General features: G+C 48.1%; 11 protein-coding genes and 1 pseudogene. 9 read left to right on the plus strand and 3 right to left on the minus strand.

Features of this window, described 5'->3' with window-relative positions; translation table 11 throughout:
* Together AC4E7D_RS04345 and AC4E7D_RS04350 are read left to right on the plus strand one after the other, a co-directional pair.
* Nucleotides 1-910 (plus strand): annotated as a pseudogene (locus tag AC4E7D_RS04345) (hypothetical protein); the annotation flags it as partial.
* Between the two features lie 36 nt (nucleotides 911-946).
* Nucleotides 947-2464: an OmpP1/FadL family transporter gene (locus AC4E7D_RS04350; protein ID WP_490172585.1), complete on the plus strand. Its 1518-nt coding sequence runs from the start codon at nucleotides 947-949 to the stop codon at nucleotides 2462-2464.
* Nucleotides 2465-2509: 45 nt separating this feature from the next.
* Here the strand turns inward: AC4E7D_RS04350 and AC4E7D_RS04355 are convergent, their stop codons facing one another.
* Together AC4E7D_RS04355 and AC4E7D_RS04360 are read right to left on the minus strand one after the other, a co-directional pair.
* Nucleotides 2510-3919: a T9SS type B sorting domain-containing protein gene (locus AC4E7D_RS04355; protein WP_490172586.1), complete on the minus strand. Its 1410-nt coding sequence runs from the start codon at nucleotides 3917-3919 to the stop codon at nucleotides 2510-2512.
* A 124-nt stretch (nucleotides 3920-4043) separates the two neighbouring features.
* A complete protein-coding gene (locus tag AC4E7D_RS04360; RefSeq protein WP_490172587.1) occupies nucleotides 4044-5903 on the minus strand; it encodes a T9SS type B sorting domain-containing protein in 1860 nt (619 codons plus the stop codon).
* 82 nt (nucleotides 5904-5985) lie between these two features.
* Between AC4E7D_RS04360 and folE the strand changes: the two genes are divergently transcribed.
* The 7 genes from folE to AC4E7D_RS04395 all read left to right on the plus strand — a co-directional run bounded on the left by folE (nucleotide 5986) and on the right by AC4E7D_RS04395 (nucleotide 11827).
* Nucleotides 5986-6666, plus strand: a complete 681-nt coding sequence (folE, locus tag AC4E7D_RS04365) for a GTP cyclohydrolase I FolE (protein WP_490172588.1) — start codon at nucleotides 5986-5988, stop codon at nucleotides 6664-6666.
* Between the two features lie 17 nt (nucleotides 6667-6683).
* On the plus strand, nucleotides 6684-8165 hold the full coding sequence (gene cysS / locus AC4E7D_RS04370; RefSeq protein ID WP_490172589.1) for a cysteine--tRNA ligase: 1482 nt from the start codon (nucleotides 6684-6686) through the stop codon (nucleotides 8163-8165).
* Between the two features lie 41 nt (nucleotides 8166-8206).
* Nucleotides 8207-8431, plus strand: coding sequence for a membrane protein insertion efficiency factor YidD (gene yidD, locus AC4E7D_RS04375; protein ID WP_490172595.1), 225 nt, complete (start codon nucleotides 8207-8209; stop codon nucleotides 8429-8431).
* Nucleotides 8432-8564: 133 nt separating this feature from the next.
* On the plus strand, nucleotides 8565-9527 hold the full coding sequence (gene lgt, locus AC4E7D_RS04380) for a prolipoprotein diacylglyceryl transferase (protein ID WP_490172590.1): 963 nt from the start codon (nucleotides 8565-8567) through the stop codon (nucleotides 9525-9527).
* A gap of 4 nt (nucleotides 9528-9531) precedes the next feature.
* Nucleotides 9532-10047, plus strand: coding sequence for a DUF192 domain-containing protein (locus tag AC4E7D_RS04385; RefSeq protein WP_490172591.1), 516 nt, complete (start codon nucleotides 9532-9534; stop codon nucleotides 10045-10047).
* Between the two features lie 38 nt (nucleotides 10048-10085).
* Nucleotides 10086-11345 (plus strand): ABC transporter ATP-binding protein, encoded by a 1260-nt coding sequence (locus tag AC4E7D_RS04390; RefSeq protein ID WP_490172592.1) that lies wholly within the window; start codon nucleotides 10086-10088, stop codon nucleotides 11343-11345.
* A 101-nt stretch (nucleotides 11346-11446) separates the two neighbouring features.
* Nucleotides 11447-11827 (plus strand): hypothetical protein, encoded by a 381-nt coding sequence (locus tag AC4E7D_RS04395; RefSeq protein WP_490172593.1) that lies wholly within the window; start codon nucleotides 11447-11449, stop codon nucleotides 11825-11827.
* 60 nt (nucleotides 11828-11887) lie between these two features.
* Here the strand turns inward: AC4E7D_RS04395 and secF are convergent.
* Nucleotides 11888-13339, minus strand: a 1452-nt coding sequence (gene secF, locus AC4E7D_RS04400; RefSeq protein ID WP_490172594.1) for a protein translocase subunit SecF, incomplete at its 5' end; no start/stop codon positions are given.

Raw genomic sequence — 13339 nt, forward strand, 5'->3', positions numbered from 1 at the left:
GGGCGCTAGTGCCTGGTACTGGGGCGGTCTGTACAGCCCATGGAGATGGAACAACTGGTGGGGCGGATGGAACTTCGGCTGGGGCTGGGGCTGGGGCTGGAATAACTGGGGCTGGAACCGCTGGGGCTGGAATGCCTGGAATTGGGGCTGGAGAGATTATTACGGTTATGGTCACCCAATTGGCCGTGGCTATTACAATAATTGGGCATATAACAGAAGCCGGCGAGGTTTTTACAACCGAAATACATTGGCGGCCAATAATTTAAGGGGAAGGTCTAACCTTAGCTCTCGACTGAGCGGGACTTCCCCGAGATACCGCAGCAATAGCGGCCGGTCTAACCTTACACGCAGCAGCGCCATCAACCGCAGCAGGACCTCCAGGAGCAATTTGTCTTCCCGAAGGAGTGTAAGCGCAGACGCTATTGCACGTAACCGGGCCTACCGCAGCAGCAGGAGTACACGAAGCAACTCCTTATACAATAGATCAGCGGCAACGAATCGTTCCTACAGTGGTTCTTCAGCCAGAAGTAATACCTACAGGGGCAGTCGTCCCGGAAACGTTCGCTCTGGCCGTGGCACCTATAGCGGAAGCTCCAGGTCCTATGGTAACCGCTCATCAGGATACAGAAGTTCTGGAAGTCGCTCCTCAGGCTACAGAAGTTCGGGAAGCCGAACCTCGAGATATCGAAGTTCGGGAAGTCGATCTTCATCAAGGAGTTCAGGATACCGCAGTTCAGGTAGCCGCTCTTCATCAAGAAGTTCAGGTTTTAGCAGGAGCTCAGGTGGAAGCTCACGCAGCTCAGGCTACAGCAGGAGTTCCGGAGGCTCAAGTATGAGGAGTTCCGGTGGTTCCAGATCTTCAGGAGGAAGGTCTTCAGGAAGCCGTGGGGGTAGCAGGGGCAGACAGTAATCATCCTATTATTTTTAATCTCATAATATCAAAAAGATGAAAAGGTATTTGAATTTACTGGTGGCTTTGGTATGCATCGGTGCCTCTGCTCAAAACATCAACGACGTATTGCGTTACAGCATGGAAGACCTGCAGGGTACTGCCAGATTCCAGGCCATGGGAGGTGCTTTTGGCGCACTGGGAGGAGACATGTCAGCCATCAACATAAATCCGGCCGGCGTAGCCGTATTCAACAACAGCCTGTTCAGCATAACCGGCGCCAATTTTAACCGGGACAACGAGGCAGGGTATTTCAATTCGGTTACCACAACCGACCAGAGTTTCTGGGACATCAACCAATTGGGTGGTGTTTTTGTATTCCGGAATATCAGCAAAAACCCGGAATGGAAAAAAACGGCACTGGCATTTAACTATGACCTGGTACAAAATTTCGATAATGATATCGTCATCAGGGGGAACAGCCCGCAGGGGATTGACAACTATTTCCTGACAGCGGCACAGGGGGTACCTTTTGGCTCCCTCCTCATTCGGGACGGAGAGTTCATCGAAGAAGCCTACCTGGACATAGGTTCCCGTCTGGGATTCCTGGAGCAGCAGGCTTTTCTGGGCTATTACGGAGGATTAATTGATCCTGTGGATGCCAATGATACAAATACGGATTACGTATCGAACGCCCAGTACAGTTCTGTGAGCCAGGACTACTTACTGAGCACTAATGGCTTCAACAGTAAATTTACCATGGCGCTCGCGACGCAATACCAGGACAATCTCTATTTGGGTGCTTCAATTAATATCCACTCTGTACTTTACGAAGAATACAAGGAATTCAGTGAAAGAGGATACGATCCTGCCTCTCCCATACAGTTTGCGAACTTTGATAATTTCCTGAGAACGGAAGGTACCGGATTCTCATTCAGCCTGGGAGCTATTGCCAAACTAAATGAAAATATCCGTGTGGGTGGTAGTTACCAGTCTCCTACCTGGTACCGTTTAACCGATGATTTTTCCCAGCGGATAAATTCGGATCTGGCCGACAGCGATATTGGTTTTATCGACTTTAATATCATTAACCTGTTTGAGCGCTACACGATAAAGACACCGGGAAAAATAACGGGCAGTATGGCCCTTATCTTTGGAAAAGAAGGGCTGATCAGCTTTGATTACGGATATCAGGACATGTCCCAGGCAGAATTGCGACCGACCTCTGATCCGAGTTTTGCTTCGGAGAACCAGTTGATCGCCAATGAACTGGGAGGGATTTCCTCCTACCGGCTTGGCGGGGAATATCGCATAGACCGGGTAAGCCTTCGTGGAGGGTACCGCTATCAAGAAAGCCCTTTTGCAGATGGAGGAATAAACGATGGTGGCATTGGCGATCTTAAGGCATTTTCAGGCGGGATCGGCTATAATTTTGGGTCCAGCAGGCTTGATGTGGCCTTCAGCAGGAGTGAACAGGAGGTGAACCAGCAATTATTCGATGTTGGCCTTACGACTGCTGCGAATGTGAACCGCACCAATACTAATGTAACCCTGGGTTATACCATAAATTTCTAAGAGAAACACATTAAAAAGAAACCCGGCCAGGAGCCGGGTTTTTTATTATCGTACCAGGGAAAAATGGTTCCTGAGCGTATTGGCTACCAGGACCCCGTCTTCATCCCGTTCATATTCGAGTCGGAACCAGTAATCCGAAGAAGGCATGGGACGCCCGTTAAACGTACCATCCCAACCAACAGTGGTCTCATCAAGTTGTTTGAGTAGTTTCCCATATCGGTCAAAAATAAAGACTACAGGATCGGTCAGTGTTTCTATGCCCAAAATATTCCAGGCATCGTGAATGCCGTCCCCGTTTGGGGTGAAAAATTTGGGGTATCCCACCACAAGAAAGGGAATGGGATTCGTGGTACCGCATCCGTTCTTGTCATTGATGACCAGGGTATTCTGTCCGGGAGGCACATCTTCAAAGACCGGCGAATCCTGGAATTCCCCTCCATTTATCGCGTATTCGTAGCTCCCGTTGCCCTGTACAAAAACTTCAATCGTATTGTTGTCAGAAAGGTCGTCCAGCACATCAATCCGGTCGAGGACCGGGGTACCGTAAAAAGTGATCAGGATATCATCGGTGATGATGCCACCAAAAGTATCATTTATGGTGACAAAATACCGACCTGAATTCGGGCTGGTTACCGTGTAGGTAGTCTCGGCAGGACCAGAAGCAAGCATAGCATCGATTGTCCCGTCATCATCCGTATCCACCTCCCAGGTAACATTAGAAATATTAGGTCCGGCCGGCGAATTCAGTGCACTGAGCACGATATCGGGATCCCCTTCACAAGCCACGATATCAAGTCCCAGGAATTCATCTCGCAAGGTACAATCCAATGCGGTATTCTGGTCGGCATCCACAGAGGTTCCGGTAAAGGTAAGCGTATACGCCTCCGGGTCTCCGTTAAAATTTGTGTTGAAATTGTTGATCAGCAGGTAGTAGATCTCACCTGCCTGTACGTCAATCCATTCGTCATAGGTGTTCAGGTTCCCCGTCAGGGAAGGTGCCCCTATATCACCATTCTCCGGGTTCACCCCGATCCCGGTAAAACGAGTATTGTTCACCTCATAGTTGCAACGTATAGGCTGGGCACTTCCGTTACTTATACTCGCACAGTCTACATCCGGACCGTAGAGGGCAAAATCCCACTCCGCCGTAATAATCCCTCCCGGAGAAGGAAGGGCTTCGATATCAAATCCGATCTGTCCGTCTGTCCCGGCACGAAACACATACCAGGAGGTGTTGTTCTCGATATTCGCAGAACTCACACTTCCCTTTTCCAGACAGCCCGATTGTCGGATAACATCGGGGTCAAAATCATCAATGTCACCGCCGCCATCAGCTAGGCCGGCGATTGGTGCATCTGCACAAACCGGAATGGCGCTCCTGCAGTCCGGTGAATTCTGGGCTTTAACCAGTATCCCACAGAGCAGAAATGCAGTACAACACAGGAATAATCGCATAGGTTTGGGGCTTATGTCGGATTATGAACACTATAATAACTCGGACAAGCCCTGTTTAGTATACCTAAATTTGAAATTTAAGGGGGGATTCGATGAAAGGCACGGCAGGTAAATTCCCGGAATTTTATCTTCTGAGGGAAAAATGGCTGTTGAGAAAACGCGCTTCCACGCGGTGTCCCCGCGGATCCGTATAGGTTAGACGAAACCAGTAATCTGTAGAAGGGAGGTCACGACCGTTGTAGGTGCCATCCCATCCCACACTATTTTGATTGAGCTGGGTAAGCAGTTTCCCATAGCGGTCAAATACCTCTACGACAGGTGATTCCAGCTGGTCAACACCCTCGATATGCCAGTAGTCGTTCGCCCCGTCCCCGTTTGGAGTAAAAAACCTGGGGAATCCCACTACGGTAATGGTCTCGGAAACCGAACCGCAGCCTAAGAGATCCGTAATAGTGACCTGGTGTGCACCTGGCGCTACATTCTCGAAAATATTGGAAGTTTGCAATGGCCCGCCATCCAACTGGAACTGAAAATTCCCTGAGACCCCTGCAACGATCTCCACGGTATTGCTTTCCTGTAGATCGTTAATAATGACTTCTGAAATGGAAGGGGTTTCGGAAACGATTACCTCCACTGTACGGGTAGCTACGCAACTAGCGCCACTTTGATCATTAGTAACGGTAAGGGTGTAGCTGCCAGCTGCAGTAACGCTTAGGGTTGGAGTAGTTTCCCCACTATCCCAGGAATAGCTGAGATGTCCCTGAGGGGTGGTTTCTCCGATAATCACTCCCGTAGTGTCTTCACAAATAAAAACCTCGTCCGGGAAGTTAAGAACGGGCGTTTCCAGCACAGTAAGGCCAAAATTTTGGGAGGTGTCAAAACAAAGGGGATTGTCTTCACTGCTTACCCGGATATAGATTTGTTCGGTACCAGGGCTAAGGGAGTATGCAACAGGCAGGGCGTTAAAACCGGTATCAGCATCGGCCTGGGAAGCGTGGTAAGTCACGCGGTATTGGGAAGGGTCCTGCCCCCCGAGGACTTCTGTTTCTTTAAGGCTTAGGTCTAATGTCTGTACACCGGAACATGTCACAACATCGGTTACCGGGAAGGCATTAGGAGCAGTAGAAAAGGCCACCTGTACATCGCTAATGATATTGCTCATGCTTATGGTGATCACTTCCACACGGTACATGGCCGATACGGTAACATTAAGCGTAGCCGTGGTTTCTCCAGGCAGCAGTGTGTAGCCTGAACCCGTATCCTGGTACCAGGAATAGGAGACAGCATCGGTTGTAGTGGCATCTAGGACAACGGTTTCATTATCGCAGGCCGCTACAGGCGGCCCCAGCAAGTTGTTAATGATGGAACAATCCAGGGCGTCATAGGGATTGGTCTCGAAAATCTGGCCAGAAAACTGGATAGAAAACCCGGAATTGGTGTTACTGAAATTGTTTATCAGCAAATAATAATCTTCTCCAGGCTCCACATAGAGCCAGTCCTCGTAAAGGAAGGTATCGGTATCACCGGTTGGGTCCTCTCCTACCCCCATATAGGACTGCATGTCCTGGTTATCAAAAAAATTACAGCGCACTGGTTCGCCCAGGTTGCCACAATCGTCGGTGCGATATAGGGCGAAGTCCCAATCTTCAGAGGTGTCAAATCCTATATTGAAGCCTAGCTGTCCGGCAGCCCCGGTCCGGAACCTGTACCAGGCAGAATTGGATTCAATGGCACCACTCAGGGTTTGTTCCAGGCATCCGCTTGTAGCCGCCCCGTTGAAATCATCTATACCGTAATCCTGGGTACCCCCGTTCGTAGGGGTATTATTGCAGATAGGGATGGCATTCACGCAATCGGCAGCCACCTGGGCATACAACCCAAAGGTCCCGGCAAGGAAACTGAAGATCAATATGGATACATAACGCGTCATGAGTACACCTAACAGGGGCAGGATATAAAAATAAAATGGGACCCCCGTTAACACTAATTTATGTTGTGTAACCCGCCAAACCAGCCATAAAGTGGCATATAATGTATATCTTTGCTGTTCGTAAATTTGATTTCGAATGAAATTTGACAGCACATTGGAAGCACGTATTGAAGCGATCGGAAATGACCATATTTCCACCGCGGAAGATACCCCAATAAGAGAGGATGCCTTTGAGCTCACTGATGTTGAGAAGATCCAGAAAATCCGTCAGAATGTGTATGAGATCATGCACACCCTAGGTATGGATATGACTGACGACAGCCTTAAGGGCACCCCGGACCGCGTGGCCAAAATGTACGTTAAGGAGTTGTTTGGTGGGCTTCACCCTGAACGCAAGCCGAACTCCTCCCAGTTCAAAAACAAATACAAATACGGTGAAATGCTCGTAGAGAAGAATATTACCCTGTATTCTACCTGCGAACACCACTTGTTGCCCATTGTGGGTAAAGCGCATATCGCCTATATTTCCAATGGAACTGTAGTAGGGCTCTCCAAAATGAACCGTATCGTAGACTACTTTGCAAAGCGACCACAGGTACAGGAAAGACTAAACATACAGATCGTAAGGGAGCTTCAAAAAGTATTGGGAACCAAAGATGTAGCCTGTGTAATCGATGCCAAACACCTTTGCGTGAATTCCCGTGGCATACGCGATGTGGATAGCAGCACGGTAACCGCAGAATACGGAGGTAAATTCAAGGAAGAGAATGTGCGACGGGAATTTCTGGACTACATCAAGCTCGATACCCAATTCTAAACATTAAGGTACACCCAATGGCATTGTACGAAAACCAGCAACTCAAGGTTTACAATTCACTTTCGGGGAAAAAGGAGATATTCACTCCTATAAACAAAGGCCATGTGGGCATGTATGTATGTGGGCCCACTGTATACAGCAATGTACACCTGGGAAATTGCCGCACCTTTATGTCCTTTGACATGATTTTCAGGTACCTCCGCCATTTAGGATACAAGGTGCGCTATGTGCGTAACATTACCGATGCAGGGCATTTGGAAGACGATGCCGGGGAAGGAGAAGATAAAATTGCGAAGAAAGCCCGACTAGAAAAGCTCGAGCCCATGGAAGTAGTACAACGCTACACCGTGGATTTCCACAATATCCTTCAAAAATTCAATTTCCTGCCCCCCAGTATAGAGCCCACGGCAACAGGCCATATCATTGAACAGATCGAGATCATCAAGGAGATCCTGGATAAAGGATTTGCCTACGAAAAAAATGGTTCTGTGTATTTCGATGTAAATACATTCGATGAGGCTTACGAATACGGTAAGCTCAGTGGGAGGAAATTGGAGGACATGATCGCCAATACCCGTGAACTGGCGGCTCAGGATGAAAAAAACAACCCTCAGGACTTTGCCCTCTGGAAACGGGCAGAACCCCAGCACATCATGCGCTGGCCTTCGCCATGGGGTGATGGATTTCCCGGATGGCACCTGGAGTGTACAGCAATGAGCACCAAGTACCTGGGAGATACATTTGATATACACGGCGGTGGAATGGATCTGAAATTTCCCCACCACGAGTGTGAAATTGCCCAGGCCGAAGCCTGTAACGGTCAGTCTCCGGTAAACTACTGGCTACATGCCAATATGCTTACGCTTAATGGAAAGAAAATGGCCAAATCCACGGGGAATAACATTTTACCCAATGAAATATTTACAGGGGATAATAATATCCTCAGTAAACCCTTCTCTCCTGCAGTGGTCAGGTTTTTTATGATGCAGGCGCATTACACCAGCATCCTGGACCTGAGCAATGAAGCCCTGCTCGCTTCTGAAAAGGGCTATCTGCGCCTTATGGAGGCCATGGACCAATTGGCAGGCCTCAAAACCGGGGAGGCCTCCACATTTGACTATCCGGCATGGCGCCAGAAGTGCTATGATGCCATGAACGACGATTTCAATTCTCCAATCCTTATCGCCAATTTGTTTGATGCCGTGAAGCAGATCAACCTGGTAAAAGAAGGAAAAGGCAGTATTACTCCCGAGGACAAGGAACTTCTTTATAGCACCCTGAATGCCTTCGTCTTTGACGTACTGGGACTGGAACGCGCAACAGACCCTGAGCAGGATTCAGGACAGCTGAGCGGAGTGGTGAATTTACTGATCCAGCTGCGAAACGAAGCCCGGGCAAATAAGGATTTTGCTACGTCTGACAAAATACGGGACGAGCTAGCCGAATTGGGGATTCAACTAAAAGACGGGAAAGAAGGTACTACCTTCAGCACCCGCTGATTTGGGTGGGGTGAAACTGCCCTGATCCTGATATTTTACCTATTGTGAAAAAGATACTCATAGCTCCTTTCGTATTCCTGGTGCGGGCCTATCAGGTGCTCATCTCATCCTGGACACCTTCCAGTTGCCGGTATTCCCCAACCTGTTCCCAATACACCATTGAAGCCCTTAAAAAACACGGACTTTGGAAAGGTGGAATTCTGGCCGTAAAGCGCATCTTTAGCTGCCATCCCTGGGGAGGGAGCGGCTATGATCCGGTGCCGTAAATGATCGTTTGGTACCACTGAAATAGAGTCCCCAAGCCCCGTATTTTAACTCATGCGAACTTTTGGAATATCCCAAATACCTCCCTTCCGGTAGTCATCTAATTTCTTATCTTAGTCGAGCAAATCAGCGATCATGTTTTACCTGGGAATTACCTGGAACCCTGACGACACCTTATTTCAACTTGGGTTCCTCCAAATCAAATATTACAACCTGCTCTGGATAGTGGCCTTCGTAGTCGGCTGGTTTATCATGAAGCGGATATTCCTGAATGAAAAGCGATCATTAAACCAATTGGATTCCCTTTTCATTTATACAGTTTTGGCTACCATGTTAGGTGCCCGACTGGGCCATGTATTTTTCTATGACTGGGCCTACTACAAAAACCATTTACTGGAAATTTTACTTCCCATACGCGAACGGGCCGGCTCCTCCCTCTTTGGACTCATAAACGGTTATGAATTCAGCGGGTTTACCGGACTTGCCAGTCATGGTGCTGCCATTGGGATCATTGTAGGGATGTACTTGCTGAGCCGCAAGCACAAAGACTTAAAAATGATGTGGGTCCTTGACCGTATTGTAATTCCGGTAGCTCTGGGGGCTTTTTGTGTGCGACTTGGGAACTTCTTCAATTCTGAAATAAATGGTAAGGTAACGGACGAATCCTTCCTGTTTGCCACGCGTTTTGTAAGGGATTCGGACGACATGCCTGCCGGGAGGGCAATGGCCATTACCAGGGCAGAAACGCCGGATGCCGCCTATGCCGCACTGGAAAACCAGCCCGAGTTCGCCCAATATCTGGAAGCTATCCCTTTCCGGCATCCCGCCCAATTATATGAAGGAGTGCTGTATATCCTGGTCTTTCTTATCCTGTATCGGCTGTACTGGAAAACTGAAAAAAAGAACAAAAGTGGCTACCTCTTTGGACTCTTCCTCGTTTTGCTCTGGACCATCCGTTTCTTTGTGGAATTCGTGAAAAAAAGCCAGGGAGGTTTTGAAGAATCCCTTGGCCTCCTCTCCACAGGACAGTGGCTAAGCCTGCCTTTTATCGCCATTGGGTTATACTTTATGTTTAAACCACAAAAAGCAGCTGCTTAAGACCATGGCCTCAAGAACCCAATATTGGTGCAGTGTAAACAGACTTGGGTATGTAGCAACACTTATATTCCTTTTAGCTCTCTCCTCCTGTAAACAAGAAGCCAAAAAAGCCATTGAAACCGAACCCATTAGTTTTACCAAGGAAGGTGAACTGGAAATACTCCGTTCCGAATCTGATTCCCTGCTCGCCAGACTGGATATCGAAATTGCAGAAACGGATTATGAGATCCAGACCGGGTTGATGTACCGGGAAGAGATGGAGCAACACCAGGGGATGCTCTTTATTTTCCCCGATGTCGCCTACCATTCTTTCTACATGAAGAATACCCTGATCCCACTGGACCTGATATTTATTGACGACCAACTGAAGGTAGTCACTATTAAACCAAATGCCCAGCCCCTGGATGAATCCGGAATTCCTTCAGAAGTCCCAGTACAATATGTTCTGGAAGTCAATGCCGGCCTTTCAGCCACATGGGGACTGGAGACAGGTGATAAAATCGTATACAGCAAGCAGTAAAATCCTCCTGATTCCACTATCAGGATATCTTTTCCAAAATGGGAGTAGCCCACTGGACCATATTCGCAGACAATGATTCGCATAAGGAACGCCTATTTGAGCGCCTTTTAAATTCCACCGATCCCCCAAAGGGATTTGAGGCATTGGAGGGACTACAGGGAGGACTTCTCTCACCCTCTGAAATCGATCGGTATATCGAGGAGGAGGCCCGTCATGACCTTCATATCCTTACCCCTGATCCAGGGCAAGCACTGCAAACCATGAGTAGTGGAGAACGTAAAAAGGCGCTCATGAATCACCTGTTACGGCAATCCCATGGCTTTCTGTTACTGGACAATCCCCTGGACAACCTGGACACAGCTTCCAGGAAAGCCTTGTTGGACCTGGTTCTTAAAATCTCCGAAAACACACATATTATACAGCTGGTCAACCGCCGGGAAGATATGTTTCCACTGGCCTCGTCCTATTATATCTTGCGCAAGGATGAGTTATCGCCATTGGAAGATCCTGACCTGATACTAACCTCTGAAGCCCCACCATTTTCTAAACTAACCGTACCCAAACCCCTTGAGGTTATAGGGATGGATTCTCCATTTTTAGTACAATTGCGGGAGGTGAGCATCTCCTATGGTGAAAAAGCAGTATTGGACAAGGTCTCCTGGGACCTCCAAGCTGGGGAGTACTGGCAATTGAGCGGCCCCAATGGCAGCGGAAAGACCACCTTGCTCTCCCTGATATCCGGGGAAAATCCAAAGGCCTACGGACAAGACATCACCCTTTTCGGTATAAGGAAGGGAAGCGGGGAAAGCGTCTGGGAACTCAAAGAAAAGCTGGGCTACTTTACCCCGGCAATGACGGACAGGTTTCGGGGGTACCACACCCTTGAAAATATGTTGATCTCGGGTCTTCACGATTCTATTGGGCTGTATATCACCCCCACGCCTGCAGAACAGCGTCTTGCACAAGAATGGCTGGCATTCCTTGGAATGGAGCAACTTGGTAAGCAGTATTTCCATGAACTCTCCCAGGGACAGCAACGCCTGATCATGTGCGTAAGGGCCATGATAAAACACCCCCCACTTCTCATCCTGGATGAACCTACTACTGGCCTGGATGATTACCATGCAGCACAGGTTGTCCACCTGGTCAACAAAATGGCGGCAGACAGTCATTGCTGTATCGTTTTCGTATCGCACCGAAACGAACCGGGCCTATGTCCGCAATACACCTTACGCCTTGAACCTGGTGATCAGGGTTCAAAAGCCAAAGTTGTAACTACCCTTTCTAAAGACAGGTAAGAGTTTTCAGCGGCAGTGCAACGAATTTCCTGTTAATAATCAGGTTGTGTTTCTTAATTGTAAAAAATATTTCCTAAATTTTCCTCATCAAAAGCTGCCCTATGCCTTTGAAACTCAAGCATGCCTTAAACCGGGATTACCTTAAGGTGGAAATCCTGGGAAACAGAACGCCCGGAAATGAAGTTGCGGAAAGCAAGGAAATCTGGAAGGCGGTTGCCGACCTGGCAAATAAAGAAAACAAATACAAAGTACTGGCCCTGCTGAAAGTTGAAGGCCGCCTCCCGATAAATTCAGCCTTTGAAATTGCGGAATCTGCAGGTTCCCTGGGATGGAGCCAGAATCATAAACTCGCCGTAGTTGCAGGGAGTGAAGCCGTACTGATGAATATCCGGCTCTCTGAAATGATCATGACCAACCTTGGGTATGAAATGAAATTGTTCGGGAGTACACGTATGGCCAGAAAGTGGTTGTTATCTGACTAGTGCTAAACTTGCAAATAAAATGGAAAAGAAAACCCCGGGTTGATGCCCGGGGTTCTTTTATTATTTATCCTCCAATATTTTCTTTTTGAGGGTATCGAACATTACCGGTGTAGCAATGAACAGTGATGAGTAGGTACCGATCACCACCCCAACGATCATCGCGAACATAAAGCCCCTTAGTGTTTCCCCGCCAAAAATAAAGATAGAGAGAAGTACAACCAAGGTGGTAAGGGAGGTGTTGAGCGTTCTGCTCAAGGTGCTGTTAAGAGCGTTGTTAATATTTGCTCCACCTTTCCAGCCCCGCTCATTCACCATTTCACGGATCCGGTCAAACACCACCACGGTATCGTTCAGGGAGTATCCAATTACAGTAAGGATAGCCGCTATGAAGGCCTGGTCGATTTCCATATTGAAGGGCATGATAGCACTGGTGGCCGAGAAGACCCCTAGTACAAACAACACATCGTGGAATACGGCGACCACAGCCCCAAGTGAATACTGCCATTTTCGGAAACGCAACAGGATGTAGAGGAATACTACTGCCAAGGAACCCACAATGGCCCATACTGCATTCTGCTTTATATCATCGGCAATTGTCGGACCTACCTTTCTGTACTTTAGCACTCCGATCTCCTCATTAGTTCCCCCCGGAATGAAATCCTCATAGGTAGTTCCGTCAGGTAAATATTTCTGTAAAGAGGTGTACAATGTATTTAGGATCTCGTCATCCACTTCTGTTCCCTGTACATCGACCTTATATTTCGTACTAACCATGATCTGGTTAGCATCCCCAAAGGTTTTGGCACTGGCACTTCCGAATATTTCGGTAAGTTCATTGGTGATTTCGGTGGGGTTAACCGGATCCACAAAACGAACCTGGTAGTTACGTCCCCCAACAAAGTCAACACCCTGGTCGAGACCTCGGGTGGTCAGTGAGAAAATTCCAAGGGCGACGAAAATGAAGGAAAGAACGTACGCCACTTTGCGTTTACTAAGGAATCGGATATCCAGATTGGTGAACAGGTTCTTTGTGATGGCCGTGGAAAAATCAAGTGTACGGCCTTTCCCTGAAATGTACCAGTCAACCAACAAGCGGGTAATGAAGATCGCAGTAAACAGGGACGTCAGGATACCTATGATCAGGGTAGTCGCAAAACCTTTGATGGGTCCGGATCCAAAGACTAACAGGATGATTGCCGTAAGACCTGTGGTAATGTTGGCATCCAGAATAGAAGAGAGGGCATTTGCAAACCCGTCAGCAACAGCCTGCCCTTTACCCTTTCCTTTGGCAATTTCTTCTTTGATGCGCTCAAAGATCAGTACGTTGGCGTCCACAGACATACCAATGGTCAATACAATACCGGCAATACCCGGCAGCGTAAGCACTGCACCCAGGCTGGCGAGTACGCCAAATATGAGGACAATGTTAAATATCAGGGCGATATCTGCGAAAATCCCGGCCTTGCCATAATAAAAGATCATCCATATCAGTACAAAGATCATTGCAATGAT

It is taken from the genome of Lentiprolixibacter sp. (assembly GCF_982873095.1).